Origin of the sequence: Corallococcus sp. AB038B (assembly GCF_003668955.1) — a bacterium.
GTDB lineage: Bacteria > Myxococcota > Myxococcia > Myxococcales > Myxococcaceae > Corallococcus > Corallococcus exiguus.
Genome location: NZ_RAWO01000001.1, coordinates 1,059,226 through 1,085,433, shown reverse-complemented (window position 1 = coordinate 1,085,433; position 26,208 = coordinate 1,059,226). Strand labels below are relative to the sequence as shown.

At 69.8% G+C, this 26,208-nt stretch carries 16 protein-coding genes; 5 read left to right on the top strand and 11 right to left on the bottom strand.

The window, feature by feature from the left end; all coding sequences use genetic code 11:
- Positions 1 to 103: 103 nt before the first annotated feature.
- On the top strand, positions 104 to 3,688 hold the full coding sequence (mfd, locus tag D7Y04_RS04490) for a transcription-repair coupling factor (RefSeq protein WP_120593350.1): 3,585 nt from the start codon (positions 104 to 106) through the stop codon (positions 3,686 to 3,688).
- Between the two features lie 36 nt (positions 3,689 to 3,724).
- Entirely contained in the window at positions 3,725 to 4,453 is a 729-nt protein-coding gene (locus D7Y04_RS04485) for a DUF2652 domain-containing protein (RefSeq protein ID WP_121758426.1), read from the top strand.
- Between the two features lie 9 nt (positions 4,454 to 4,462).
- On the opposite strand, the gene argE is transcribed toward D7Y04_RS04485, so the two are convergent.
- The 6 genes from argE to D7Y04_RS04455 form a co-directional block, all read right to left on the bottom strand.
- The gene (argE, locus tag D7Y04_RS04480; RefSeq protein ID WP_120574415.1) at positions 4,463 to 5,605 is read right to left on the bottom strand and encodes an acetylornithine deacetylase; all 1,143 of its coding nucleotides are present in this window, start codon (positions 5,603 to 5,605) and stop codon (positions 4,463 to 4,465) included.
- Between the two features lie 67 nt (positions 5,606 to 5,672).
- The gene (locus D7Y04_RS04475) at positions 5,673 to 7,205 is read right to left on the bottom strand and encodes a hypothetical protein (RefSeq protein WP_121758425.1); all 1,533 of its coding nucleotides are present in this window, start codon (positions 7,203 to 7,205) and stop codon (positions 5,673 to 5,675) included.
- A gap of 26 nt (positions 7,206 to 7,231) precedes the next feature.
- Positions 7,232 to 8,632 (bottom strand): hypothetical protein, encoded by a 1,401-nt coding sequence (locus D7Y04_RS04470; protein WP_121758424.1) that lies wholly within the window; start codon positions 8,630 to 8,632, stop codon positions 7,232 to 7,234.
- A 76-nt stretch (positions 8,633 to 8,708) separates the two neighbouring features.
- The gene (locus tag D7Y04_RS04465; RefSeq protein WP_121758423.1) at positions 8,709 to 10,184 is read right to left on the bottom strand and encodes a hypothetical protein; all 1,476 of its coding nucleotides are present in this window, start codon (positions 10,182 to 10,184) and stop codon (positions 8,709 to 8,711) included.
- A 62-nt stretch (positions 10,185 to 10,246) separates the two neighbouring features.
- Positions 10,247 to 11,629 (bottom strand): formimidoylglutamate deiminase, encoded by a 1,383-nt coding sequence (gene hutF / locus D7Y04_RS04460; protein WP_120593356.1) that lies wholly within the window; start codon positions 11,627 to 11,629, stop codon positions 10,247 to 10,249.
- A 44-nt stretch (positions 11,630 to 11,673) separates the two neighbouring features.
- On the bottom strand, positions 11,674 to 12,159 hold the full coding sequence (locus D7Y04_RS04455) for a ferritin-like domain-containing protein (RefSeq protein WP_120593357.1): 486 nt from the start codon (positions 12,157 to 12,159) through the stop codon (positions 11,674 to 11,676).
- Between the two features lie 251 nt (positions 12,160 to 12,410).
- On the opposite strand from D7Y04_RS04455, the gene ligD reads away from it, so the two are divergent.
- Together ligD and D7Y04_RS04445 are read left to right on the top strand one after the other, a co-directional pair.
- Entirely contained in the window at positions 12,411 to 14,966 is a 2,556-nt protein-coding gene (gene ligD / locus D7Y04_RS04450) for a DNA ligase D (protein ID WP_121758422.1), read from the top strand.
- A gap of 72 nt (positions 14,967 to 15,038) precedes the next feature.
- Positions 15,039 to 15,992: a DMT family transporter gene (locus D7Y04_RS04445; protein ID WP_120593359.1), complete on the top strand. Its 954-nt coding sequence runs from the start codon at positions 15,039 to 15,041 to the stop codon at positions 15,990 to 15,992.
- A 1-nt stretch (position 15,993) separates the two neighbouring features.
- Here D7Y04_RS04445 and D7Y04_RS04440 read toward each other — a convergent pair whose 3' ends face one another.
- The 5 genes from D7Y04_RS04440 to D7Y04_RS04420 form a co-directional block, all read right to left on the bottom strand.
- On the bottom strand, positions 15,994 to 19,722 hold the full coding sequence (locus tag D7Y04_RS04440; protein WP_121758421.1) for a VCBS repeat-containing protein: 3,729 nt from the start codon (positions 19,720 to 19,722) through the stop codon (positions 15,994 to 15,996).
- 93 nt (positions 19,723 to 19,815) lie between these two features.
- Positions 19,816 to 21,378, bottom strand: coding sequence for a hypothetical protein (locus tag D7Y04_RS04435; RefSeq protein WP_233601270.1), 1,563 nt, complete (start codon positions 21,376 to 21,378; stop codon positions 19,816 to 19,818).
- Between the two features lie 6 nt (positions 21,379 to 21,384).
- On the bottom strand, positions 21,385 to 22,803 hold the full coding sequence (locus D7Y04_RS04430) for a DUF1501 domain-containing protein (RefSeq protein WP_121758419.1): 1,419 nt from the start codon (positions 22,801 to 22,803) through the stop codon (positions 21,385 to 21,387).
- A 17-nt stretch (positions 22,804 to 22,820) separates the two neighbouring features.
- Positions 22,821 to 23,492 carry a hypothetical protein gene (locus tag D7Y04_RS04425; protein WP_121758418.1) on the bottom strand — a complete coding sequence of 224 codons (672 nt, stop codon included), beginning with the start codon at positions 23,490 to 23,492 and terminating at the stop codon, positions 22,821 to 22,823.
- Positions 23,492 to 25,300 carry a DUF1585 domain-containing protein gene (locus D7Y04_RS04420; protein WP_233601269.1) on the bottom strand — a complete coding sequence of 603 codons (1,809 nt, stop codon included), beginning with the start codon at positions 25,298 to 25,300 and terminating at the stop codon, positions 23,492 to 23,494. The genes D7Y04_RS04425 and D7Y04_RS04420 overlap by 1 nt, the downstream gene beginning before the upstream one ends.
- Before the next feature lie 334 nt (positions 25,301 to 25,634).
- Between D7Y04_RS04420 and D7Y04_RS04415 the strand changes: the two genes are divergently transcribed.
- Positions 25,635 to 26,204, top strand: a complete 570-nt coding sequence (locus D7Y04_RS04415; RefSeq protein WP_121758416.1) for a DUF420 domain-containing protein — start codon at positions 25,635 to 25,637, stop codon at positions 26,202 to 26,204.
- Positions 26,205 to 26,208 lie beyond the last annotated feature (4 nt).

The window sequence follows — 26,208 nt, the reverse complement described above, 5'->3', positions numbered from 1 at the left end:
GCCTTGCGGCCATGCTCCCGGCAACCCGACATGTGTCCTCATCCAGCGTTGATTTGGGAGAAGCCGCACCCTAATTAGCCGAGGGCCCCACACGGGCCCCCGAATGGATACCTCTCCTCCTCCGAAGTCCGATGGCACGCCCTGGCCCGGCGGCGCTCCCCCTTCCTCCGGTGATGCCTTCGCCCGGCTCCTCGCCTCCCTGCGCGTGGGACACCGTGCGCGGACACAGGGGGTGAAGGGCGCGGCGCGCGGCCACCTGCTCGCCCGCCTGCACCGCGAGCTGCGCGCGCCCCTGGTGTGCGTGGCCGTGGATGAAGAAGCGGCGGACGCGCTCGCGCACGACCTGGCTTTCTTCCTGGGAGGCACCGGCAGCCTGCTGGAGCCCCGCGTGTTGCGGCTGCCCGCGGACGAGGTGCTCCCATACGACGAGCTGTCGCCGGAGGCAGGCCCCATCACGGAGCGCCTGGGCGCGCTGTTCCACCTGGCGCGCGGCACGCCGTTCCCCGCGCTGGTGCTGTCCCTGCGCGCGCTGCACCGCCGCGTGTTGCCGCTGGGGGTGATGGAGGGGCTGGCCCAGCGCGTGGAGGTGGGCCAGGACTTCGACCGCGACTCGCTGGCGCGGAAGCTGGCGCTGATGGGCTACCAGAACAGCCCGCTGGTGGAGGACAAGGGCACCTTCAGCGTGCGCGGCGGCCTGTTGGACGTCTTCAGCCCGCTGTACGAGCGGCCGGTGCGCCTGGAGTTCTTCGGGGACACCATCGAGTCCATCCGCGTCTTCGACCCGGAGTCGCAGCGCACCGTGGACGCGCTCAAGACGGTGGACCTGGTGCCCGCGCGCGAGCTGCTGCTCACCGACGACACCCGCCCGCGCGCCGAGGCCGCCGCCCGCGCGGTCGCGGACCGCATCAATCTGCCCACCATCAAGTTGCGTGAGCGGCTGGACGCGCTCCGCGAAGGCCTGCCCGGCTTCGGACTGGAGGGGCTGCTGCCCGGATTCTTCGAGGGCGGGCTGGCCTCCGTGTTCGACTACCTGCGCGCGTGGGCCCAGGAGCCCGTCGTCTACCTGGACGACCCGATGGGCCTGGACCGCGCGTTGGAGGAACTGACGGCGGAGCTGGAGAAGGGCGTGGCGGAGGCGGACGCGCGCCAGGACCTCACCTATCCACCGGAGCACCACTTCCTCACGCGCGAGGGCGTGGCGGCGGGCCTCAAGGCCCTGCGCGTGGTGGAGGGCGGAGGCCTGTCGCTCACGCAGTCCGAAGCGCCCGTGGCCTTCACCTTCGGCACGACGCAGGACCTGCGCGAGGCCATCCTCGCGCACCACGGTGAGGAGGGCGCGCTCACCCCGCTGGTGGAGCGGCTCCAGCGCTGGCGCGACACCGGCGTGGCGTGCGCGGTGGCGTGCGGCACGCTCAGCCAGGCGGACCGGCTGAAGCGGCTGCTGTTGGATCGCTCCGTGATGGTGAAGGTGCACACGGAAGCGTTGCAGGACCCGGCGAAGCTCTACGAGCCGGCCATCTGGGCGCACCTGTTCACCGGCGAGGTGAGCCACGGTTTCATCGACCCGGAAGGCCGGCTGGCGGTGCTCGCGGACGAGGAGATTTTCGGCGTCCGCTCCCGCCGCCGCGTCAAGCGCAGCAAGAAGCTGGATGCGTTCGCCGCGGGCTTCAAGGACCTGAAGGAAGGCGACCTCATCGTCCACACCGACTTCGGCATCGGGCGCTACGCGGGCCTGACGAAGATGGAGGTGCAGGGCGTGCCGGGGGACTTCCTCGTCCTGGAGTACGCGGGGCGGGACAAAATCTATCTGCCGGTGGGCCGCATGCGGCTCATCCAGAAGTTCACCGGCGGCGACCCGGAGAAGGTCCAGCTGGACAAGCTGGGCACGACGAGCTGGGAGAAGACGAAGAAGCGCGTCAAGGAGCAGCTGCTCAAGATGGCGGCGGAGCTCCTGCAGATGGCCGCCGCGCGCAAGGCGCACCCGGGCTATGCGTTCGCGGCGCCGGACCGCTACTTCGCCCAGTTCGAGGCGGACTTCGAATTCGACGAGACGCCGGACCAGGCGAAGGCCATCGAGGACGTGCTCGCGGACATGCAGAAGGCGCAGCCGATGGACCGGCTCGTCTGCGGCGACGTGGGCTACGGCAAGACGGAGGTGGCGATGCGCGCCGCCTTCAAGGCCACGTTGGACCGCAAGCAGGTGGCGGTGCTGGTGCCCACCACGGTGCTGGCGCAGCAGCACTTCCACTCCTTCAAGAAGCGCTTCAAGGACTACCCCGTCACGGTGGAAGTGATTTCCGGCATCCGCAAGCCGCCGGAGATCCGCGACATCCTGCGCCGCGCGAAGGAGGGCAAGGTCGACATCGTCATCGGCACGCACAAGCTGCTGGCGGGCGAGGTGGCATTCAAGGACCTGGGGCTGCTGGTGGTGGACGAGGAGCAGCGCTTCGGCGTGAAGCAGAAGGAGGCGCTGAAGCGGCTGCGCACGCAGGTGGACGTGCTGACGCTGACGGCGACGCCCATCCCCCGCACGCTGCACATGAGCATGTCCGGCGTGCGCGACATGAGCATCATCGCCACGCCGCCGCAGGACCGCCGGGCCATCCGCACCTTCGTGATGAAATACGACGAGGGCGCCATCAAGGAGGCCGTGGAGCGGGAGATTGCCCGCGGTGGCCAGGTCTTCTTCGTGCACAACCGCGTGGAGTCCCTGCCGTCCATGGAGCAGGAGCTGAAGAAGCTGCTGCCCAATGTCTCCATTGGCGTGGCGCACGGCCAGATGGGCGAGGGGCAGCTGGAGAAGGTGATGCTCCAGTTCACGGAGCACAAGTTCCAGGTGCTGCTGTGCACCAGCATCATCGAGAGCGGCATCGACATCTCCAGCGCCAACACGATGATCGTCAACCGCGCGGACCAGTTCGGTCTGGCGCAGCTCTACCAGCTGCGCGGACGCGTGGGCCGCAGCAAGGAGCGCGCGTACGCGTACCTGCTGGTGCCCACCCGCCGTCCGGTGACGAAGGACGCGCAGCGGCGCCTGGAGGTGCTCCAGAACTTCACGGAGCTGGGTGCGGGCTTCTCCATCGCCAGCCACGACCTGGAGATTCGCGGCGCGGGCAACCTGCTGGGCGAGAAGCAGTCCGGCGCCATCGCGGAGATCGGCTTCGACCTGTACGCGCAGCTGATGGAGGAGGCGGTGGCGGAGCTGCAAGGCCAGCCGCCCAAGGTGCACGTGGAGCCGGACATCAACCTGCCCATGCCGGCGCTCATCCCCGACGACTACGTGGCGGACGTGCACCAGCGGCTGGTGTTCTACAAGCGCTTCAGTCAGGCCAGCCACCCGGACGAGGTGACGGACCTGCGCGCGGAGCTGGTGGACCGCTACGGCGAGGCCCCCGACGAGGTGGACGCCCTCTCCGAGGTCACGCTCCTCAAAATCGACATGCGCGAGCTGCGGCTGCGCGCGCTGGAGGGGGGCCCGGCCCGGCTGTCGCTGGCGCTGGGCGGCGACGCGCTCCTGGACGGCGCGAAGGTGGCGGGGCTGGTGCAGCGCTCCAAGGGCTTCTACCGGCTGACGCCGGACATGAAGCTCATCGCCCGCGTACCCCCGGAGGTGAAGGGGCACGCCCTGCTGGCGGAGGCGCACAAGCTGCTGCGCGACGTGGGCACCTGCGCGCTGCCCCGGCACTGACGCACGCCCGGGGACTTAAGATAGGCTGGCCGCCGAATGGCGATTGAGAAGGCTTTGTTGCTCATCGCGGACATCGGCGGCTACACCCGCTTCATGCGGCAGCACCGCTTCGGTCTCGCGCACGCGCAGGACACGGTGGCCCAGCTGCTGGAAGCCGTCATCGACGCGTCCGGGCGGTTCAAGCTGGCGAAGCTCGAAGGCGACGCGGCCTTCTTCTACGCCGTGGGCGAGGACACCTCGCCGGTCGCGAAGCAGGTGGCGGCCATCCGCCGCGCGTTCCTGGAGCGCCGGGAGCAGCTGGCCATCGACCGCATGTGCAAGTGCGACGGGTGCACGCAGGTGGGCAACCTGACGCTCAAGTTCGTGGCCCACGCCGGGGAGGTCGCCTTCCAGAAGGTGAAGCACCTCACGGAGCTGGCGGGCGTGGACGTCATCCTCTTGCACCGGATGCTGAAGAACGACGTGCCCATCTCCGAGTACGTCCTGATGACGGACGCGGTGCACCAGCACCTGGGGCCGGAGCTGCGTCAGCTCAGCCAGGGGCTGGAGCACGACTTCGAGGGCATGGGCCGCACGCCGACGCACTACATCGAACTGAGCTCGCTGGTGACGAGCCTGCCCGCGCCACGCCCCAACCTGCTGCGCAAGCTGTGGAACAAGCTGACGATGGAGCTGCGCTCGCTGAAGTACGTGCTCGGCTTCAAGGAGGCGTGCGAGGGCTTCCGCAACGTCGAGGTCGTCGACGCCGTCCCCGAGAAGCCCTGAGCCGCGCCTTCAGCCGCCCGTGCAGAAGCGCGCGACGGCCTGCGTGAGCGCGGCCTCGCAGCGCACCAGGTCTTCCATGGGGACGAACTCGCCCGTCTGGTGCGCGACGCGGATGTCGCCGGGGCCGAACACCACGGCCTCCGCGCCCAGCTCCGTGAGCTGCGGGGCCTCCGTGCCGAAGGACACCGTTTCGGATGCGTTGCCGCTGACCTGCTCCAAGAAGCGCACCACGTCCGCGTCGCCGCGCGTGTGGACGCCGCGGTCCATGCGCAGGACCTTGATGCGCGCCTCGTAGGCGGGCTCGTCGCGGGTGAGCTCCTGGCGGATGTGCTCCATCATCTCCGGGACGCGCTCCGCGGCCTGGCCGGGGATGGGGCGCCACTCCACGGTGAAGCGGCAGGAGCCGGGCAGGACGTTCTTCGCCTTGCCGCCCTGGATGAGGCCCACGTTCACGGTGGTGAAGGGCGGCTGGAAGCCCTCGTCGCGGTCCTCGCGGAGGACGGTGTTCGCCAGCGTCTCCAGCCGGTGCAGGAAGCGGCCGGCGCGGAAGATGGCGGACGCGCCCAGCTCCGGGTACGCGCTGTGCCCTTCCTTGCCCAGCACCTCCACCTCCGCCAGGCAGTAGCCCTTGTTGGCGCGCACGGGGATGAGGCGCGTGGGCTCGCCGACGATGGCGTGCCTCGCGCGACCCAGGCCGGCGGACACCAGCTTCTTCGCGCCCACCAGGCCGACCTCTTCATCGGCGGTGAGGATGACGAGCAGGGGCGCGTCCAGCTTCGGCAGGTCCTTGCGCGTGGCGGTGTGCAGCGCGCAGGCGATGAAGCCCTTGGTGTCGCAGGCGCCGCGGCCGTACAGCTTGCCGTCGCGTTCGGTGAGGCGCAGCGCGTCCGTCCAGGCGGCGTCATAGGGCACGCAGTCGGAGTGGCCCACCAGGGCCAGCGCTGCGCGGTCGGCGTCGCCCTTGCGCGCGACGAGGTTCACCTTCGCCACGCCCGCTTCGTCGGTGTAGTGCTGGCGCTCGGCGGTGAAGCCCGCGGCCTCCAGCCTCGCCTGGGCGTAGTCGATGAGGGGCGCGTTGGGGCGCGAGGACGTGGTGTCCAGTGCCACCAGTTCCGCCAGGGTGGCCCGCAGCGCGGGCAGCGTGTCGCTCATGGGACGGCCTCCAGTCAGGCCACCTCCATGCCACCGCCCGCGCCGCGACGCCAGTGCGGCCGTGCCCTCAGCGTCGCGCGGAGGCCATCACGTCCGCGTCCGTGGCCGAGGGAAACACGGAGTTGTCATCCGCTCCCGGCCGGCCCAGCCCCTTGGAGATGGCGGGCGCGGACGCCGTCACCCGGCCCACGTAGAAGACGCCGTGGTAGCCGTCCTTGTTGGGCGAGTCCCAGACGTGCACGAAGAAGCGGTCGCCGTTGTCCTTGCCCTTCGTTTCCTTCACGCCGCAGTCCAGCTTGCGGCTGCGCTCGTCCGGCGCGCAGATCCACGCCGAGCCGCTGTCATAGGCCACGTCCAGCGCCATCACGTGCTTCAGCCGGGCGGCCAGGAGCCTCCCCATGGGCTGGTACTGCTTGTCCCACGGCAGGCCCTTCGCCGTACGGGGATGGATGTTGCCGCTCACCACCAGATGGAAGCGCGCGGGGCCGGCTTCCACCTCCTTCAACACCGTGGCGGCCAGGGCCTGCTCACGCTGTTGTCCCGTCAGCTTCGGGTGGTCATAGACGAACACCGCCACGTCCAGGCCTCGTGCGCGCAACTGCCGCAACTGCTCCAGCATGTTCGCCACCGCCTCGCTGCCACGGCCGTCCGGGTACGGGCTGCGCCAGAACGGGGCCTCCATCAGCTTGAGCCAGTCCTCTTCCCTGCCCTGGCTCTGGAGGAACGTGTTGATGCGCGCCTGGTTCTCCACCGGCAGCTCCAGGCCCACCGACACGGGCGTGCCCAGCACGGTGAGCTGGCAGGCGGACTGCGCGATGAAGCGCGGCACCTCCTGCGTGCCATGCAGCTCTCCCAGCAGCATCACCCCGCCCGCCTTCGCCTGGGCCTTCAGGCCGAGGATGGGCGCGCCGCACTCGGTGAACGTGGGCGCGGACTCCGCTTCGGGTGCTTTCGCCACCGGTTGCATGGACGTGCGCGGGGGGCTCCCGTCCTTCGCCTCCAGGCCCGGCGCGATGGCGTTGAACACCCGCCACTCCATGTTCAGGTCGCGCGTGCCCTGCCCTGACTCCGCGACGATGGCGTTCTCTCCGCGCGGCATCGCGAACCGGTCCTCGTCATCCTCCATGCTGAGGCCGAGGCCGCCTTCGAGCGTCTCCGGAGCTCCGGGCGCGGGAACGAGTCCCTGGCGGATATCCTCCATCCGCCGGCTGTCCATGCCCATGTTGCGGCTCGCGCCCCACTCCAGCTCCTTGCCGGGCGCGGAGAGCGTCTTGTTCGCGCTGCGGGTGACGCGGATGATCCACAGCTTGCTCTTGGTCGGCGTCTCCCGCTTGCCCAGCACCAGATAGCGGTGCCAGTAGCCGGAGATTTTCGAGCCACCGAACTCCTCCTTCCATTCGGTCTGCAGCACCGGGCTGTCCGGGGCCTCGCGGAAGCTCAGCTTCGCGTCCACGAAGTACTGGCGCACGGAGGGCCACACCTCCTCCAGGGGCCGGTCGTAGATGGCCTCCCGCCCCATCAGGTCCCAGTCCACTGGACGTGCGGCACAGCCCGCCGTCAGGAACAACGCCAGACATCCCACGTTCAGCATCGAGCGCATTCGCAGTGCCCCCTTCGTGGCATTCATCACAGACCCGACGCGGACGACGGCGGGTTCCCCAGGCCCTTGAGGACCGCGGGCTCGGAGGCCGTCACGTGGCCCACGTAGAAGACGCCGTGGTAGCCGTCCTTGTTGGCCGAGCTCCACGTGTGCATGAAGAAGCGGTCGCCGTTGTCCTTCCCCTTCGCTTCCTTCACACCGCAGTCCAGCTTGCTGGTTTGCTTGTTCGCCGCGCAGATCCACGCCGTGCCGCTGTCGTAGGCCATGTCGAGCGCGGTGACGTCTTCGACCTGGTCCTTCAGCAGGTAGCCCATGGGCTGGTACTGCTTGTCCCAGGGCAGGCCCTTCGCCGTGCGCGGATGGATGTTGCCGCTCATCACCAGGTGGAAGCGCTCCGGCTTTGCCTTCACTCGCGCCAGCACCGTCTTCGTCAACGCATCCTCGCGCTGCTGGCCGGACAGCTTCGGGTGGTCGTAGACGAACACCGCCACGTCCAGGCCTCGTGCGCGCAACTGCCGCAACTGCTCCAGCATGTTCGCCACCGCCTCGCTGCCACGGCCGTCCGGATACGGGCTGCGCCAGAAGGGGGATTCCATCAGCTTGAGCCAGTCCACGTCACCGCCCTGACTCTGGAGGAACGCGGAGATGCGGTCCTCGTTCTCCACCGGCAGCTCCAGGCCCACCGTCACCGGCATGCCGGACGTGACGAGCTGACACACGGACTGCGCGATGAAACGCGGCACCTCCTGCGTGCCGTGCAGCTCGCCCAACAGCATCACCCCACCCGCCTTCGCCAGCTTCTTCAGCCCGAGGATGGACTGGCCGCACTCGGTGAACGTCACCGCTGCCTTCGCCACCGGCTGCTCCGTCTTCACCGGCTGCTCCGTCTTCGCGAGCTTGGGCATGATGCCCCGGAACACGCGCCACTCCATGGTCAGGTCTCGCGTGCCCTGCCCCGACTCCATGTAGAAGGCGTTCTCTCCCACCGGGAAGGCCAGCCGGTCCTCCGTGTCTTCCACGCTCAGGACCTCCGGATCATCGCCCCTGGAAACGGCCCGGGAGATGCTCCAATCGATCTCCTTGCCGGGCTGCGACAGCGTCTTGTTCACCGACTTGGTGATGCGGGTGATCCACAACTTGCTCTTGGTCGGTGTCTCCCGCTTGCCGATGACCATGTACCGGTGCCAGTAGCCCGCGATCTTCGAGCCGCCGAACTCCTGCTTCCACTCGGTCTCCAGCACCAGGCTGCCCCGGTCCTCCCGGTAGGGCAGGTTCGCGTCCTTGAAGTACTCACGGACCGACGGCCACATCTCCTCCAGTGGCACGTCGTAGATGGCTTCGTAGTCCGGCGTATCCAGGTCCTGCCGCCCCGCGCAGCCCACCGCCAGGAGCAACGCCAGCCATCCCACTTTCACCATCGAGCGCATCCGAAGTGTCCCCTCTCATTCCGCGATGCCCGAATAACGTCGTGGCGGCGGTGGACATATCGAGCGCCGCCGCGGGTTACGGAGCGGAGACGGGTTCCTGCGCGGGCGCCGCGTCCGGGTTCCCCAGGCCCTTGTTGATGGCGGGTTCAGACGCCGTCACGTGGCCCACGTAGAAGACCCCGTGGTAGCCCTCCTTGTTGGTCGAGTTCCACCGGTGCACGAAGAAGCGGTCGCCGTTGTCCTTCCCCTTCGCTTCCTTCACACCGCAGTCCAGCTTGCGTCCCTGCGCATCCGCCGCGCAGATCCACGCCGTGCCGCTGTCGTAGGCCATGTCCAACGCCGTGACGTCCTCGACCTGGTCCTTCAGCAGGTAGCCCATGGGCTGGTACTGCTTGTCCCAGGGCAGTCCCTTCGCCGTGCGCGGATGGACGTTGCCACTCACCACCAGGTGGAAGCGCTTGGGTGTCGCCTTCACCTGCGCCAGCACCGTCTTCGTCAGCGCATCCTCACGCTGCTGGCCGGAGAGCTTCGGGTGGTCATAGACGAACACCGCCACGTCCAGGCCCTGCGCTCGCAACTGCCGCAGCTGCTCCAGCATGTTTGCCACCGCCTCGCTGCCACGGCCGTCCGGATACGGGCTGCGCCAGAAGGGGGCCTCCATCAGCTTGAGCCAGTCCACCTCGCCGCCCTGGCTCTGGAGGAAGGTGCTGATGCGCTCCTCGTTCTCCACCGGCAGCTCCAGGCCCACCGTCACCGGCATGCCCGCCGTGACGAGCTGGCACACGGACTGCGCGATGAAGCGCGGCACCTCCTGCGTGCCGTGCAGCTCACCCAGCAGCATCACCCCGCCCGCCTGCGCCAGCTTCTTCAGGCCCAGGATGGACTGGCCGCACTCGGTGAACGCCGGTGCGTCCTTCGCGCCCGGCGCCTTCGCCACCTGCTGCTCCGCGCTCACCGCCTGCTGCTTCGCGAACTTCGGCATGATGCCCCGGAACACCCGCCACTCCATGGTCAGGTCTCGCGTGCCCTGTCCCGAGTCCACGTAGAAGGCGTTCTCTCCCACCGGGAAGGCGAGCCGGTCCGCATCGTCCTCCACGGAGATGCCATACGCCTCGCTCGCGGACGCATCCCCGGGGGCCCCCGTACCGCGATCACCGGGAGGTCCGCCGAGCCCGCGGCCCGCGCCCCAATCCAGCTGCCGGCCGGGCTGGGCCAGCGCCCTGTTCACCGTCTTGGTGATGCGGATGATCCACAGCTTGCTCTTGGTCGGCGTCTCCCGCTTGCCGATGACCATGTACCGGTGCCAGTAGCCCGCGATCTTCGAACCGCCGAACTCCTGCTTCCAATCGGTCTCCAGCACCAGGCTGCCCCGGTCCTCCCGGTAGGGCAGATTCGCGTCCGTGAAGTACTCACGGACCGACGGCCACATCTCCTCCAGCGGCATGTCGTAGATGGCTTCGTAGTCCGGCGTCTCCAGGTCCTGCCGCCCGGCACAGCCCCCCACCGCCAGTCCCATCAGCATCACCAGCGACAACCAGATTCCTGAACGCATCCACATCCTCCCGCACTCCCAACGCGCCGACGGCGCCCCCATATCGAACCGGGTCCCCTCCCCTACGGGTAGAGGCGCCGGGCGAGCTGCTGGAAGGCCCTGCCACTCTCCTCCGTCAGCGGATGGCGGCCGTCCCGGACCACGAGCCGCCCCGCCACCGCCACCTCGCGCACCGCGCCTCCCGCCGCGCCGAAGACGATGCCCGGCAGGAGCGACTCGGAGCTCGCGCCCACCAGCGACGGGTGATGCACGTCCACCGTGAAGAAGTCCGCGGGCGACCCCGGCGACAGCGTGCCCGTGCCCATCCCCAGGCTTCGCGCGCCCTGCACCGTGGCCATGTCGAAGAGCCGCGCCGCCAGTCCATCCAGCGTCCCCGTCCCCGGGTCCAGCACCGCGCGGCGCAGGCGCACCAGCCGCAGGTGCTGCTCCAGCTGCCGGGCCTCGTCCAGCAGGTCCACCACCGTCTGGCTGTCCGAGCCGAAGCTCACGCGCGCCCCGGCCTTCACCAGCGCGTCCGCCGGCACGATGCCGTCACCCAGGTTGCGCTCCGTGGACGGGCACGCACACACCGTGGCCTCCGCGCGGCCCAGCAGCGCCACCTCGTCCTCCGTCAGGTGCACGCCGTGCACGGCCGTGAAGCGCGGCCCCAGCAGGCCCACGTCCGACACCAGCTCCACCGGACGGCGGCCGTGCTCCGCGAGGCACGCCTCGATCTCCTTCGGCTGCTCCGCCACGTGCATGTGGATGGGCATGCCGGCGGGCGCGGAGCGGGCCACCTGCGTCAGCCAGTCCCGCGACACCGCGCGCACGCTGTGCGGCGCGAGCCCCACGTTCACCCGCGCGTCACCACGCGTCGCGTGGGCCAGCGCCTCCGTGGTGGACAGGAACGTGTCCACGTCCGCGTCGATGAAGCGGCGCTGGCGCGGGTTCGCGGGCACGTTGAAGCCCGCTCGCGCGTAGCCCACCCGCAGCAGGCAGATGCGCAGCCCCACGTCCGTGGCCGCGCGGATGACCGCGTGCGCCAGCGCGTTGCGGTCCGCGTAGGGCGTCCCGTCCGACTGGTGGTGCAGGTAGTGGAACTCGCCCACCGTGGTGATGCCCGCGAGCACCATCTCCAGGAACACCTGCCGGGAGGCGATGTGGATCTCATCCGGCGTGAGCGCCTCCGCGGCGCGGTACATCGCCTCGCGCCAGGACCAGAAGTCGTCCTGTCCTCCGGCGGACGCCACGTATTCGGTGCGCCCGCGGATGAGCCGCTGGAACGCGTGCGAGTGGCCGTTGACGAGCCCCGGCAACAGCGCCCGCCCCGCGAGCCGTTCCACGCGCGCGCCTTCGGGCACCGCGGCGAGGACCCGGCCATCCGCGCCCACCGCCAGCGCTCGGCCTTCGTGGAAACGCCCTTCCGTGAAGAGGAAGTCGGGTTGGTAGACAGTGATGTCGCTCACGCGCGGCAGCGTATGCCAGTTCCCCTCGACGCGCGGTAGCGGCTTCAGGCGCCCATTTCGGCGGTGTCCATGAAGGGCAGTCGGCTGTCCGCCCAGGGCCGGGTGCGCACCGCGTCGCGGATCCACGTGCCGTGGCGCCGTTCGTCCTCGCGGTGCTTCCGGATGAGGGCCTTCACCTCCGGAGACCACTCGAACTGGAGCGCCAGCTCATAGGCCCGGTCGAACAGCTCCTCGTTGCCGAGCATGGCCCACAGCGTGGCCTCCGTCCCCATCAGCCCCGTCATGGCCGTCAGGCCCTTCATCGCGGAGCCCTTCAGGTCCGGACGCAGCGTCACCGGCTCGCCCCCGAAGTGCTGGATGAGCGCGTTGAGGTCCTGCACGTGGCGCAGGTGGTCCGCGCGGAAGCTGTTGAGGCGCTCACGCACCAGGGCGGGCCCGATGCGCGCGATGGCCACGTCATACGCGCCCACCGCGTCGGCATCGAGCTGGGCCAGGCTGTGCAGGCGATCCACTTCGGACTTGTTGGCCATGGGTGCCTCCTCCAACCGGGTGCCGAGAATGCTTGGGCCCGAACAACGTGGGGCCTCTTCCGCGCGGAACCAACGGCCCTCCCCGGTACCCATCCCTCCTCCGCACCCAGGGCAGGCGGGCAGCCTGCGTTTCACTCGGGGGTGTGGCCGAAAAGCGGGTCCCGAGTCCGCATGGAGCGCCTGCCCTCCTGGTCGCCCACCAGGCCATGTAAGGAATTGCGCGCCCGCCCTCCTGTGCAGAGCGTTGGAGGGTGAAGACCTCCGAGACCCAGAAGCGGCTGCGGCGTTACCAGACGAAGCGCGACTTCCAGCTCACCCCCGAGCCGTCCTCGGACGTGGTGGCGCCGAGGACGTCCGCGCCCGTCTTCGTCATCCACAAACATGACGCCACGCGCCTGCACTACGACCTGCGCCTGGAGATTGGCGGCGTCCTGGTGAGCTGGGCCATTCCCAAGGGCCCCAGCCATGACCCTTCCGTGAAGCGGCTCGCGGTCCAGACGGAGGACCACCCGCGCTCCTACGCGGACTTCGAGGGCCACATCCCGGATGACCAGTACGGCGGCGGTGATTCGCTGCTCTGGGAGTCCGGCACCTTCGAGGTCGTGCCTCCCGGCGACGCCGAGGCGCAGCTGAAGCGCGGGCACCTGGAGGTCCTTCTGCACGGCGCGAAGCTCAAGGGACGCTGGCACATCATCCGCACGCGTCCGCGCGGCGGCAAGGCGCAGTGGCTCTTCTTCAAAGCGAAGGACGCATACGCCAAGGCCGACTACGACGTCACCCTGGAGCGCCCCGAGTCCGTGAAGAGCGGCCAGGTGAAGACACAAGGGCCTCGCAAGCCCGGCGTGCTGCGCGACAAGAAGCCCGCGGCGCCCGTGCGCAAGGCCGCGAAGAAGACGGCGCGTCCCGCGAAGACGCCGGAGCAACTGCTGGAGCGCGTGTGGCCGCCCATGCTCGCGCGGCTGGCGGTGTCCGACGAAGTGCACGACGAGACGCACTCCTACGAGGTGAAGTACGACGGCTTCCGCGCCGTGTGCGCCCTCACGAAGGGGAAGTTCGCCTTCCAGAGCCGCCGGGGCAACGACCTGACGAGCCGCTTCGGCCGGCTCGCCGCTTCGCTGCGCGAGCTGCCCGTGCGCGACGTGGTGGTGGACGGAGAGGTGGTCGCGCTCGACGAGAAGGGGCGTTCGCGCTTCCAGCTCCTGCAGCACACGGAGGAAGGCGCGGAGCAGCGCTTCATGGTGTTCGACCTGTTGTGGCTGGACGGCGAGGACCTGCGCGAGCTCCCCTACGAGGAGCGCCGCGCGCGGTTGGAGCAGCTGATGGCCGACGTGAAGTCGCCGCTGCAGCTCTCCGAGAAGCTGGACCTGCCGCTGTCGCGCGCCCTGCTGGAGGCGCGGCGCAAGGGGTGGGAGGGCATCATCGCCAAGCGCACGGACGCGCCCTACACGGGCACGCGCTCCGGGGACTGGCTGAAGCTGAAGGTGGTCGCGGGCCAGGAGGTCGTCATCCTGGGGTACCTGCCCATCAAGAACGCGCGGGCGAAGTCGGAGATTGGCGCGCTGCGCGTGGGCGTGCACGGCAAGAACGGCTTCCACGACGTGGGCAAGGTGGGCACGGGCTACACCTCCGCGGACCGCCGCGAGCTGCGCTGGCTGCTGGACGCCACGCGCGTGAAGAAGCCCGCCGCCGTGGATGCGCCCACGAACACGGACACCGTCTGGGTGAAGCCGAAGTACGTGGCCCAGGTGAACTTCACCGAATGGACGAAGGACGGCCGCCTGCGCCATCCCGTGTTCCAGGGCCTGCGCAGCGACAAGGTCCCGAAGGAGGTCGTGCGCGAACACCCCGCCCCCATCGAAGGCGCCGCACGCCGGGGCTCGCGGCGCGCGCCCATGCAGGCCGCCGCCCGCACCGCGAAGGCGCCCGCCGTGAAGACGCCGCGAGGGAAGCAACGCGCGCCGGAGGTGGCCCTCACGCACGGCGAACGCGTGCTGTTCCCCGAGTCCGGCCTCACGAAGGCTGACGTGTTCGCGTACTACGAGCAGGTGGCGCCGCTGCTGTTGCCCGTGCTCGCGGACCGGCCCCTGGCCCACCAGCAGTGGCCCGCGGGCATCCAGGCCCCGGGCTTCTTCCGGCACGAGCTGTCCGGCATCCCCACGTGGATGCCCACGCTGCGCGTGCGCCACGAGGACAAGACGCTGCGCCACGTGAACGTGAAGGACGCGTCCGCGCTCCTGTGGCTCGCCAACCAGTCCGCGCTCACGCTGCACATGTGGCTGTCCCACGCGCCCCGGCTGGCGCAGCCGGACTTCGTGGTGTTCGACCTGGACCCTGGCGAGGGTGGCTGGAAGGACGTGGTGAAGGTGGCCACCCTGCTGCACGCGCGCCTGGACGAGTTGGGGCTCAAGGGCTTCCCGAAGACGTCCGGCAAGCGCGGCCTGCACGTGCTGGTGCCCCTGGCGCCGGGCCACACCTACGCGCGCACCCAGGCGTTCGCGAACGCGCGGGCGCTCGAGCTGGAGGAGGAGCTGGGCGACATCGCCACCACGGAGCGCTCCATCCGCGAACGCGGCGGGCGGCTCTACATCGACGCGGGACAGAACGCGCGCGGCAAGACGGTGGTGGCGCCCTACTCCCTGCGCGCCGTGGAGGGTGCGCCCTTCTCCGCGCCGCTAGATTGGAGCGAGGTGAACGGCCGCCTGGACCCGTACCGCTTCCGTTTGAAGACGCTGAAGAAGCGCCTGGACGCCGTGGGGGACCTGTTCGCGCCCGTGCTCCGGGTGAAACAGGTGCTGCCAGACGAGTGAGCTTGCGGCTGACGCGCCGCGCCCTGAACGGATGTTTCCCGAAGGGGCGGCGCGTGCTAGTGCGGCGGCGCCATGTCGTCCGTGACCGTCGTGACCCCGGCCGCGCAGCCCGCGCCGCGGTGGAAGGTGTCCCTCGCCTACGCCACCTGCTTCATCCTCTGGGGCTCCACGTGGGCCGCAGTGAAGGTGGGGCTGGAGGACCTGCCGCCCCTGCGCTTCGTGGGCACGCGCATGCTCGTGGCCGGGGTGGCGCTGTTGCCCTTCGCGCGCTCGCGCGGGACGGCGCTGGGGGGCGGCACCGGGTGGCGCATCGCGGGGCTGGGCGTGCTCCAACTGGCGGTGCCCTTCGGGCTGCTCTTCGTGGCGCAGCAGTGGATTCCCTCCAGCTGGTCCGCGCTCCTCTTCTCCACCTTCCCGGTGTGGCTGCTGATGGTGGGCCGCTTCGTGTTTCCGGACCAACCGCTCACCGGGAGCAAGCTCTTCGCCGCGGCGCTGGGCCTGACGGGCGTGGTGGCGCTCCAGTACAAGGAGCTGGTGTCACTCAGCTTCTCCGGACAGGTGCTGCTGGGCTGCGGGATGACGCTGTTCGCGGCGTCGGTGGTGGCGGTGGCCAACGTGCTGGTGCGCCGGCACATGACGCACGTGCCGCCTCATCTGCTGACGCTGGTGCAGACGTTGAGCAGCGCGGTGTTGCTGCTCTCCGCGTCCGCGATGCTGGAGTGGAACCAGCCGGCGCACTGGACACCGAAGGCGATTGGGGCGCTCCTGTACCTGGCGCTGGGCGGGACGGTGCTCACCTACCAGTGCCTGTACTGGCTGCTGCCGCGCATCTCGCTGGCGGCGCTGGGCGCCATGGCACTGCTGGACACGCTGGTGGCGGTGACGCTGGGCGTGGCGCTGCTGGGCGAGCCGCTCACGCCGTCGCTGCTCGCGGGCGGCGCGCTCATCCTCACGGCGGCGGCGCTCGCCAACCGCGACGAGGCCCCGGAGGCGAAGGTGCCTCCGGAAGCCCCACCCGCGGGGTGAATCAGAACGGCAGGGGCAGTGAGTACGCCGTGCCGTTCTGCGTGCCGGTGCGGTAGCTCCTCGGCGCGCCGATGACGACCGACGGTGGCGAGCCTCCGGAGCCCGGGACGACGGCGATGGACTGGCCCAGATAGGAGCGCTCCGCGCCGTCGCCCACCACCAGCAGGAAGGGCGACAGCGGGCCCGTGGACTTCGCGCCGCCGGCGAAGAGGAACGCCGCGCCGTCGCCGTCCGAGGCCACCGACGCATTGGGCGCGCCCACCCACAAGTCCGGCACGCCGTCGCCGTTCAGGTCCCTACCGCCCGACAGCGACGTGCCGAAGCTCACCGCGCGGGCGCGGTACGTCACGGGGATGGGGGTCAGCCCGTCGTTGATGGCGCCCACCACGGTCTCGTTGATGGACGCGCCATTGGCCGGGCGCTTCGCGTTGATGGCGGCGACGTCGTAGAGCAGCACCGTGGGCTGGTTCACGCCCTCGAACAGGTAGTTGTTGGCCGACACCGCGATGAAGTCGCGCGAGTCTCCCAAGAACTTCCCCGCGCGCGTGGTGGCAATGCCCAGGTTCATCAGCGCGATGTTCTTCTCCAGGTCGCCCGCGATGCGCACCATGGACGGCGTCGTGCGGCCACCGCACCGGGTGCCTCCCGTGTCGTAGCCATAGAGGATGACGATGCCGGAGCGGGTGCCGTCGTTGTAGCGCCACGCCACCTCATCGCACTTGTCCCCGTTCAGGTCGCCCAGCACGGCGGGCGCGGACGTCTGCTGCCCGGAGGTCGCGGCGGAGAAGTAGGAGGAGTAGAGGGGGTCGCAGGCCAGCGTCATCTTCGCGAGCGACGCATCCTCGGGCGCACGGCCCAGGAACAGCTCGAAGCCCCGATCCCGCAGCACGCCCAGGTCCTGCTTGCCATCGCCGTTGAAGTCGAAGCCGCCCACCACACCCCGGCCAATGCTGGTGCGCTTGCACCGGGCAGCCGCGGCATCGTCGCAGCCGGTGACCACGGACGGCGCGAACACGCGGTAGGCCTGCTTGAAGGTGCCGTCCGCCTGCCCCAGCGACACCAGCAACCCGCCCAGCGACTGCGTGGCCGTCGTCATGCAGGCGTTCGCCACGTAGGGGTCCCGCTCCGTCGCGGCGGAGTTCGTCGCCGGGATGACGAGCCCGGTGGCGCCGGCCACCATGTCCGGCCGGCCGTCGCCGTTGAAGTCCGTGAACGCCACGTCCACGCCCACGTTGCGGCCGCCGTGCCACGGAGAGCTGGCGCCCTCCCCTGACACGATGGCTTTGCCCGGCTCCGCGGTGTCGAAGGTGTACGCGCGGCCCACGGTCATGTCCGCGCCGTCGCCGTTGGGGCCCGGGCCGGAGAAGCCCGGCGAGCCCACCAGGGCCATCACCTTGTCGTTGAGGCGCGCGACGGCCACGGTCTCACCAAAGCGCTCCACGCTGGCCTTCGCCGTGACATCCATGCCGCTGCGCGACCACTCCGCGATCGTCGCACCCGCCTTGGAGAAGACATCCACGCGACCGGTGAACGCGCCCGCGGTGGAAGACGCGCGGCCAGAGAAGCCCGCCAGCACCGGACCGGAAGGCAGGTTCCACGCCGCGAGGCCCGCGCCCAGCACCTCCGACTTCGCCGCGCCACCCAACGCCGCGAGCGGCTTGTTCATCACCGTGTCCTTCGACAGGCCGGTGAGCGGGAACACCAGCACCTTGCCCGCATTGCCCAGCGTGGCCGACCCCGCCGTCACCGCCGCGTACGGAGCCCCCAGGAGCAGCTCCGGGCCCGCAGTGCCGTCCACGTCCATCACCGCCCAGCTGCGCGTCGCAGTGATGCTTCGCGCGTCTCCGTAGAAGCGCGCGTAGGCGTTCGCCAGCGGCACCGTCGCTGGCTTCACCGTCGCTGGATCCGCCGGCAGCGTCGCGCCCCGCAGGTCGAACAGGTACGCGCCCCCCGCGTCCTGCGCCGCCGCCACGCCGCCCGACGTGCGCAGGTCCGGCGCGTCCGCCTTGTCCGCCATCACCAGGAGGAACGGGGGCCGGCTGCCTTCACCCGGAATGGCGCCCAGACGGAAGGTGCCCTCGTTGGCCATCGTCTCCACGGCGGTGTTGGACACCAGCACGTACTGGTCCGGCGCGGAGCGATAGCGCGGCGCCGTGTCGCGCGCGAAGTACACCGCCACGGCCATCTGCTGCCCATTGGCGGTGCCGTCCGCATTGTAACGGGTCAGCCGGTGCAGCGCCGCCAGGTCCGGCCGGCCGTCGTCGTTGAGGTCCGCCACCACGAGCGCCCGGCCCAGCTCCGTGGTGCTCTTCAGCAGGAACTCGCCGGTATCCTTCACGTCCTGGCCACCCAGGCGCACCACCGGCAGGTCCGGAACAGCCTGTCCCTTGGTGAGGATGAAGATGTCGATGACACCGCGCCGGCTGATGCCGGAGAGGGTGGACAGGTCCGCGCCGGGCGAGCCCACGAACAAGTCCATGTCCCCGTCGCCATCCGCGTCCGCGATGGCCAGACCCGTGCCGAACCCGCCGCGGCCCAGGCCCGTGAGCGCGGGCCTCATCAGCGCGGGCGCCTGCCCCGGCTTGAACGAGTAGAGGTACACCGCGCCCGAGTCACCGATGGTGACGTCCGCGGCCGGCGAGGACACCGCCAGGTCCGCGATGCCGTCACCGTCCAGGTCACCCGCGGCCAGCATGTCTCCGAAGAGCGCGCCCTCGGTTTCACCCGTCAGCACCCAGGTGGGCTTCGCGGGCAGGCCGGACGCGCTGCCCTTGTAGATGAACACCGCGCCGCCCGTGGGGCGCGACAGCTCGCTCTCGCGCTGGCCCACCGCCAGATCCTGGATGCCGTCGCCGTCGAAGTCCGCGGTCACCAGCGTGGCCACGTCCGACAGCTTGCCGTGCGCCAGCAGGGGCCGCGTCAGCTCGTCCAGCACGCGCACCGACACCGGGGCCACGTCGCCAGTGAAGGCGTCCTTCGCCTCCAGCACGACGGTGCCGGTCGCGCCTGCCTCCACCACGACGCGGCCGTTCACCACGGAGCCGGGGCCGGACTTCTTCGTCCACGTCACGCGGTCCGAGCCGCCCGTCGTGCCCAGCGGCGCGGAAGAGCCCGACGGCACGCCCAGGTACTGCGGGTCGCCCACCAGCTTCGCGGCCTTGCTCACGGTGTACTGGAGCGACTCCGTGTCGCCGGACTTCGTGTCGCGCACCGTGATGACGTCCTGCGCCTCCACCTGCCCCGCCGTGTAGAGGCCCGTGTCGGTGAGCGTGGCGCCGGAGCCGTTACCGGTGAGCGTGAAGGTCGCCGTGCCCACCAGACCTTCGGTGGCGATTTGGAAGGACGTGCCCGGCCGCAGCATCGCGCGCGCGGGCGCGACGCCGAACCTGGAGATCACCTTCACCCGCACGCTGGTGGCGCCACCGCACTGCTCATCCACCACCGTCAGCGTGGCCTCGCCGGCCGTGCCGCCCGCGACGAAGCGGTTGCCGCGCATGTCGCCGGAGGTGCCGCCTGCCTCCGCCCGGAAGGAGTAGTGGCCGCTGCCGCCGCCGGCCGTCAGCGTGGCCACGTCGCCGGAGCGCACCGTCGTGGGTTCCGCCGCCAGCGACAGCGGGGCAAGGCCCTCGCAGGGGCCCACGTAGGGGAGCTGCTCGGCGGGCTTGAGCTCACCGTCACAGGCCAGGGTCAGCAGCGCGGCGAGGGGGGTCGCGCGGAGGAGACGTTTCATGGGGGTGCCTCGGAAGGGGGCGCCCGTCCTCCCCGGGGACGAAAGGAAGACGGGCGCATGCACTGACGAAGAAGCAGTCTTGAAGCAGGGACTTCAGGGCAGCGCGCCGGAAGACACCCAACGCTGGATGAGGGCGATGCCCTGCGGATCCAACGGCCCATCCGCGGGCATGCGCAGGTCACGCACCGCCGCGTTGATGAGCTGGGCGTTGGACTTCCACAACTCGTAGGTGTTCAGCGGCCGGCCGGGGCTGGTGATGTGGCACTTGGCGCAGCGGGCCTCGTGCACGGGCCGGATGTCGCGCGCCCAACTGGGGACCGTGGTGAGCGGCTGGTAGAGGAAGGGCATCTGCCGGCGCGCCTCCGAACCGTCCTCGAAGCGGGACACGACGTTCAGTGTGTGGCCGCCCGGCGCCAGGGTGGAGAAGGAGAACGCCTTGAGCGTCTCGCCGTCCGCCTCCAGACCGCCCATGCTGAACGCGGGCCCGGTGGCTTCGACATCCTGGTTCTCCAGCTGGAAGTGGACGCTCTTCGGCGCGGTGCCCGGCGGCAGGCGGGCCTGGACCACCAGCCCGTCCTCCACCACCAGCATGCCCTGGTGCATGCCCGTCACGCGCGGCGCCGGCGTCTGGCTGATGGACAGGGCCTGCTCGCCCACGCGCACCCACGCGCAGCCGCTCTCGTCCGCGGCCAGCAGCACCACCGAGCCGGACGGCAGCCCCTCCGCGGAGCCCCAGACCTTCGCGTCCGCGTCGTAGGTAAAGAGCCGGTCCCCGGCGCGGGCCCAGAGGTAGCGCCCCGCGCTCATGAGTTGCTCGGGCAGCGCCGGCAGTGACACCGTGCTCCAGCCGTCCGTGTTCCGGCGCAGCAGGCGGGTGCTGGTGAGCACCCAGGTCTCACCTGCCGTGCCCGTGCCCGCGCTCAGCCCCGCGAGCGCGCGCACCGTCTCACCGCCCGCGAGCGGCGCGTCCGTGCCGCGCACCTGGTAGACGCCCGGCGCGGACGCCACCACCACGTTCAGCTTGCCCTCGCGCGCGAACCACAGGCCCGCGAGGCCGTCCTCCGCGGGCGCGGCCGCCATGGTGGTGATGCCGGAGAGCGGCTGCCCGGACAGCTTCAGCGACGCGAGCACGCCGCCCTGGATCTGGAACAGGCCCTTGGGGTGGGCAATCCAGGCAGCGCCGTCCGCGGTCTGCGCGGTGGCGACGATGCCGGTGCCCAGCACCTCCTGCCACAGCGGTTCGATGAGCCAGCCCTGGTCCGCGAGGAACAGGCCGCGGTCGGTCTCCACCAGGGCGCTGTGCGGCCCCAGGCGGAAGGTGGCGCGCACGGAGCCTGGCGCCGCCGTGTTCTTCGGATGGGCGGAGAGCGCGGCCTTGGTGCCATCCAGCCGCAGGCGCACGGCCTCACCCGTCGCGGTGGCGAAGATTCCGCCGCCGGACTGGTCCGCGAAGCCGGGCACCGCGGACAGGGACTGCCCCGTGGTGACCTGGTGGGCCGTGAAGACCGCGGGCTTCGCCGGGTCGCTGCCCGGGGGTGCGTCCTCGCCGCACGCGGTGGACAGCACCGCGGACATCAGCAGGAGCGAGGTGGGGAGGAAGCGCGCCACGGTGGGGGAACCGTGGCGCGGACGGGGACGCATGAGGGGAGTGCTCATCAAGACTCAGGCAAGGATGAACCGCAGCGGGTCCACCCGCGTGATGCTGTAGTCCAACTTCGCCGAGGCCAGCACCGTCGCGATGATGTGCTCGGGGAAGATGTTGGAGCCGTTCGGATCATTGGCGCCCGTGCGCAGGTCCACCAGACCCGGCGACATGCCGATGTCACCGCTGCGGCCCACCACGGTGTTGTGCTTGATGCCCGCGCCCATCAACAGGCAGCTGTTGGACAGGTGGTGGTCACGGCCGCCCGTGGCGTTGATGGTGGGCGTGCGAGCGAACTCGCTGAACACCAGGATGGTGGTGTGGTCCATGAAGTTGCCGCCGCCCGGGTGCTGGGTGGCGCGCAAGTCCGTCACCAGCAGGTTCAGCGCGTTGAAGCCCGCGCGCTGGTTGGTCGCGTGCGTCTGCTGCGTACCGAAGTGGGTGTCCAGGCCGCCCGCCAGGTTGATGGACACGCACTGGCTGATGCCCTTCTTCAGGGCGGTGGCCACCATGGCGGCGCGGCCCGCGGCGCTGTTGTACGGGTAGGACTGACCGTTGAGCCCGTAGAAGTCGCGCACGGACTGGTTGGCCGCCAGCTGGAAGCGGAACGAGTCCGACAGCTTGTTCTCCATCACGGTCTGCATCTGACCGCGGCTGCTCTCATAGGCCGTGCCCACGCCCCGCGCGGTGAGCGCCTGCTCCTCGCAGGTGATGGGCATGCCGTTGAGGTCGATGAGGCTCTTCTCGATTTCGCTGTCCAGCTGGCGCGCCGCCACGGGCGGATCCAGCGTGAGCACCAGGTCCGCCAGGCCGCTCACGCGCAGCGCGTTGGCGTAGCCGCCGTAGCGGTCGTTGTAGGACTCCACGCCCTGGGCGATGGACGGGATGGGCACCGTGGGCTTCATCTGGCCCACGATCTCCGTGGCGGTGGAGGAGCCGCGCGCCGCGCTGCCGATGGGCATCTTCCCGGTGAGGAAGTAGCGGTAGCCCACCTCGTGGGTGAGCGTGCTCATGTTGATGCCGCGCACCACCGTCATCAGGTCGTAGTGGTCCGACAGGTTGGGCACGCGCGGGTCGCCGATGGCCGGCCCGAACGCGATGTTCGACGGGGCCGCCCCTGCCCGGTCCTTGGGGATGACGGGGATCTGCGCGTAGGCCGCGTCGGTGAGCAGGCTGTAGCCCGGCATGATGCGCGTGTCGCTGACCTTGTCAGCGGTGAACACCGCCGGGTCACGCGGGTCGAACGCGAGCAGCTGATCCCACCCTCCGCTGAAATACACGAACACGAAGCAGCGGTCGGGCGGCGCCATGTTCGTCGCCTGGGCCACGGCCTTGAAGGGAATGCCTCCCAGGAGGAGGGAGCCCATGAAGCCGGCTCCTGCCTTGAGGAAGTTGCGGCGCTCGGGGGAGCTGAGGTCGTCTTGGCGTGTCTTCTTCATCGCAGGCACCGTCAAGGTCAGTAGGTGATGAAGCGCGAGTCCGTCAGCATGGCGATGCAGACCACCGCCAGCGCCTGGTCGCGCTTCTTGAGGGTTTCGGCCCGAGCGGAGGCCTTGCGGAAGAACGTCGCGTAGCGCGTGAGCTCGTCACCGGCGAGGGGCGCGCCCCAGAACCGGGTGGAGAGGTACACGAGCGTTTCGTTCACCTGCGCGTCCGTGAGCTTGGTCAGGTCGCTCATGGGCGAAGGCAGCGTGCGCCCCAGGGTGCGCAGGCTCAGGTCCGCCTGCGCGATGTCCTTCTGCGCCTGGGCAATGCAGACCTTGCGCGCGCCGTCGTCCAGGAAGCGGGCGAAGACGAGGTTGGGCTCCGTGTTCTCGGAGGTGATGAGCGCGTAGTCGGCGCGGCCCAGCGACTGGGCGCGTGCCTCCAGCTCATCCCACTCCATGCCCACGGCGATGCGGATGGACTCCTTGAGCTGCGCGACGGTGAGGCGGCGGGGCGCGCGGCCCACGCTGCCACCCTGGGCCTCCGGGTCCGGCAGCGGGTCGATTTGATCCGTGTTCCCGTGCGGGTTGGGCACGGGGTCCAGCTGAGCGTCCAGCGGGACGGGCTTGGCGGGGACGTCCACGGAGCCCTGGGTGCAGCCCGTGGCGAGCGCGAGCAGCGCGGTCAGCAGAAGGCGGCGCATCAGTCGATCCTCCGGTACGCGTCGGACATCACCACCTGCTCGATGAGGCCCTTGAGGCTGTGGTTGTTCTTGGCGAAGTCCTGCGACAGCGTCTGGAGGTACATGCGCTGCTCCTCGACCGTCATGGCGCGGCCCAGGAACTCGTTCCAGACGCGCTTGACGGTGCAGCGCTCCAGGTCGCCCGTCTCCATCATCCGCTTCACCAGCGTCTGCGGACCGCCCTCGATGTTCTTCTCCTCGTCCGCGCTGCGGTAGAGGTAGGTCTTCAAGAGGCCCAGCGAGTTGGCGCCGTCGCCGTCGAAGGCCTGCATCACGTACTGGCTGCACTCGTTGTCGCAGCTGGTGTTACCGGCGAGGGCGCAGTCGCGGCACTTCACGTCCAGACGGGGGAACTGATCCGGGGACAGGAACAGCGCGGAGCGCTCCGCGTAGCGGCCCCAGTGCGCGCCCGTGGGCTCGATGGTGGCGTGGCAGTAGTTGCAGCCGCAGCGCGTGGCCAGGTTGTTACTCCGGTTGCAGATGTCGTCCGGGGACGGCAGGTTCGCGTCCGCGGCCGGGGCGAAGTGCTTGCAGAGGAACGCCTCGTAGAACTCGTTCACGCGGGCCCGCTGCGTGGGGAAGCGGTAGAGGAACGCGGGCGTGGTGAGCACGCCGGAGTGGGTGCCCTCACGGACGTACTCGCTCCACTGGGTGGCGTTCGCGTACGTCACGGCGGGCAGCACCGCGTTGTCCGCGGGAGCCTTGATGCTGAAGACGCCTGCACCCTGGCGCTGCCGGTAGAACTCCGACAGCGTGCCGTTCACGAAGGAGCGGCGGGTGGTGAGGATGTTGAAGTAGGGCTCGTCGTTCCGCACCACGGAGTCCGTGATGTAGAGCGGCTCCTCGTTGAAGGCGGCGACGCGCGCGGTGTGCACGTCGGTGATTTCGCAGCGGCGCATCTTGTCGCCGCAGCCGCAGCTGCGGTCGCTGTTGAAGCGCGACGTCTCACAGGACAGGCCCGAGTACGGGTTCGTCGTGCGGTTCTGCGCCTCGATGGCGCACACCTTCACGGTCTCCGTGGTGGTGGACCAGTAGGGCTGCACTGTGGTGGTGACGTAGCCCTCGCGGAACACGCACCCCGATCCCGACTTCACCTTCCACTCGCCGACCGTGTCCGACGAGTCGAACTTGCAGCGATTCAACTTCAGGGTGCCGTTCCCACCCGGTGGCTGCACCCAGGCAGTGATGACGCCCGTGGCCGGCTCCGGCACCAGCACATTGGTGGTGTTCTTGTTCGGATCTGGCAGGCAGAGGTAGCCCACGGACTTGCTCGCGGAGGCCAGGTAGCGATTGTCGCAGAAGTTCACGTACTTGCCGTACGTCGCGTCGGCCTTCAGCGCGTTGCAGTCCGCGAACTTCAGCTCCGGCACCGTGGAGGCCACGTCCAGCTGGCGGCACTGGTAGAAGTTCGTGTCGTAGTCGTAGCTGACCGGCAGCGGCACGCCGAACGGGTCGCGGCAGGCGAGGGGCTTGGAGCTGTCCTGGTGCGCGTCCTGCAACTTCGCCGTGCAGCTGTCCTGCTCGATCTCTCCGTCACAGCGCTGGCTCTGGCCGCCGCGAATGCTGTTGGAGTTGTTGCCCGCGAAGCTCAGCGGTGTGCCGGACACACGGTAGTCGCCGTTGCCCTGCACGCTCGAGTTGATGTTCGAGCGCAGCAGTGCGCGGTGGTAGTTGCGCATCCGCGCGTAGAAGGACTCATCCTTCATCATCGCGCGGACGTCATCCGCCGTGACGGAGCCCTTGGCCTGGAACGCCTTGTACTCCTCCATGGTCGGAGGACGTCCCAGCAAATCGAGAGAAAGCTGACGGAGATGCCGCTCCAAGGGGACTTTCGCCACAGGCGCGCACACCGCTTCTTCAGCGGCTGCGGGCAGAGCGAGCAGGAGGGCGGCGCTCGCCAGGGGGGCAAGGCAACGCACGCTGAACACGGGGAACCTCCGAGAGGGGGGGTCGGGGGTGACGCAGTGAACCGAAGTATGAAGGAATTTCCGGTTTGAGATCTAGTTGACCTTACCGATTCCATTCAACCGACATGTAGGTATTAGCAGGATTCCGCTTGGAGACCCTGTTGCAAGCCGCCCGGACGCGGTCCACAAGGGGGACATGTCCAACGCCGCTTCCGGGCTCTCCCCGTCGTCCTCGTCCGCCAACGACCGGTCCTTCTTCATCGCGATCGGCGTGGTGTCCGCTGGCGCGCTGGCGCTGCTGGCGTGGCTGCTGCTCATCCGGCGCGGAGGTGCGGGAATGGGCGTGGACCTGCGCTTCATGCCGGCGGTGAACGCGGGGCTCAATGCGACGGCGGCGGCGCTGCTGCTGGGCGGCTGGGTGGCCATCAAGCGCGGCGCGCGGAAGGTGCACCAGAATCTAATGGTGAGCGCGTTCGCCGCGTCCGCGCTGTTCCTGGTGGGCTACCTCGCCTACCACTTCGTGCATGGCGACACGCGTTACGTGGGCGACTTCCGCGGGCTGTACCTGACGCTGCTGGCCAGCCACGTCATCCTGTCCATGCCGGTGCTGCCCATGGCGCTGGTGGCCTTCTACTTCTCCTGGCGGCAGCAGTTCGCCCGGCACCGCAAGGTGACGCGGTGGCTGGCGCCCATCTGGCTCTACGTGTCGGTGACGGGCGTGGTGGTGTTCTTCATGCTGCGCGGCGGAGTGCCCGCCGTCTCCTGAAGCG

What these genes read in the sequence shown, in the direction of transcription:
- D7Y04_RS04415 (WP_121758416.1), top strand. Translation starts at nt 25,635, where the DNA reads ATGTCCAACGCCGCTTCCGGGCTCTCCCCGTCGTCCTCGTCCGCCAAC.
- argE (WP_120574415.1), bottom strand. Translation starts at nt 5,605, where the DNA reads ATGAGCGACACGCTGCCCGCGCTGCGGGCCACCCTGGCGGAACTGGTG.
- D7Y04_RS04425 (WP_121758418.1), bottom strand. Translation starts at nt 23,492, where the DNA reads ATGCGCCGCCTTCTGCTGACCGCGCTGCTCGCGCTCGCCACGGGCTGC.
- D7Y04_RS04430 (WP_121758419.1), bottom strand. Translation starts at nt 22,803, where the DNA reads ATGAAGAAGACACGCCAAGACGACCTCAGCTCCCCCGAGCGCCGCAAC.
- D7Y04_RS04445 (WP_120593359.1), top strand. Translation starts at nt 15,039, where the DNA reads ATGTCGTCCGTGACCGTCGTGACCCCGGCCGCGCAGCCCGCGCCGCGG.
- D7Y04_RS04485 (WP_121758426.1), top strand. Translation starts at nt 3,725, where the DNA reads ATGGCGATTGAGAAGGCTTTGTTGCTCATCGCGGACATCGGCGGCTAC.
- D7Y04_RS04435 (WP_233601270.1), bottom strand. Translation starts at nt 21,378, where the DNA reads ATGAGCACTCCCCTCATGCGTCCCCGTCCGCGCCACGGTTCCCCCACC.
- D7Y04_RS04465 (WP_121758423.1), bottom strand. Translation starts at nt 10,184, where the DNA reads ATGCGTTCAGGAATCTGGTTGTCGCTGGTGATGCTGATGGGACTGGCG.
- D7Y04_RS04475 (WP_121758425.1), bottom strand. Translation starts at nt 7,205, where the DNA reads ATGCGCTCGATGCTGAACGTGGGATGTCTGGCGTTGTTCCTGACGGCG.
- mfd (WP_120593350.1), top strand. Translation starts at nt 104, where the DNA reads ATGGATACCTCTCCTCCTCCGAAGTCCGATGGCACGCCCTGGCCCGGC.
- D7Y04_RS04470 (WP_121758424.1), bottom strand. Translation starts at nt 8,632, where the DNA reads ATGCGCTCGATGGTGAAAGTGGGATGGCTGGCGTTGCTCCTGGCGGTG.
- D7Y04_RS04420 (WP_233601269.1), bottom strand. Translation starts at nt 25,300, where the DNA reads ATGGAGGAGTACAAGGCGTTCCAGGCCAAGGGCTCCGTCACGGCGGAT.
- D7Y04_RS04440 (WP_121758421.1), bottom strand. Translation starts at nt 19,722, where the DNA reads ATGAAACGTCTCCTCCGCGCGACCCCCCTCGCCGCGCTGCTGACCCTG.
- D7Y04_RS04455 (WP_120593357.1), bottom strand. Translation starts at nt 12,159, where the DNA reads ATGGCCAACAAGTCCGAAGTGGATCGCCTGCACAGCCTGGCCCAGCTC.